At 59.3% G+C, this 664-nt stretch carries 1 pseudogene; it reads right to left on the bottom strand.

From position 1 onward, the window contains the following. Positions 1-664: pseudogene (locus PQR02_RS40695) on the bottom strand (IS5 family transposase); the annotation flags it as partial.

The following is a 664-nucleotide window of genomic DNA, read 5'->3' as shown; positions in this document are numbered from 1 at the left end:
TATCCGTAAATTATGTTGACGTCCAGCGGCACCTTGCGAAAGGCGATGATGGCAGCGGCAAGATGGTTTAGGGCGACGAAACTGCGCTCGAGCTTTTCGTATCGGACGAGCAGTTTGCGAAAGCGGTTGAACCAGCTATGACAGACTTCAACCACCCAGCGCCTGGCCTTTTTATTCGGATCGCGCCGCTTGAGGTCGGCCTCCTTCCGGCGATCAACGACATGAGCAATGTAGTCGTGCTCGTCGATGATGCGAAGACACTCGGCGCTTCGGTAGCCCGCATCGGCGCACAGGTGCTTGCTGCGTCGATGCGCAGGATTCGGGCGCTTGACCATGATGGCACTGAGCACCTCATCGAGTCGCTTCCCGTCATTGACGTTGGCCCCGGTGACGATGAGCGACAACGGGACGCCACGACCGTCGACCAGAAGATGGCGTTTGCTTCCATTTTTTTCCCCGATCCGTCGGGTTCGGGCCGACAGCTTCTTGTGCCAGGGGAGCCTTCATCATCGCCCCGTCGACGCTTTGCCAGCGCCAGGCGATGCCCTCCATCTCGTCGTATTCGGACAATCCCGCCGCCCAGAGTGCCTCGAAGAAGCCCGCTGCCTCCCATTCGAGAAAGCGTTTGTGGATGGCGCTGGCACTACCGAAACGCTCTTTGGGC

This window comes from Paraburkholderia sediminicola (assembly GCF_046026895.1).
Classification (GTDB): Bacteria; Pseudomonadota; Gammaproteobacteria; order Burkholderiales; family Burkholderiaceae; genus Paraburkholderia; species Paraburkholderia sediminicola_C.
This window is presented reverse-complemented; position numbering and strand designations above follow the sequence as displayed.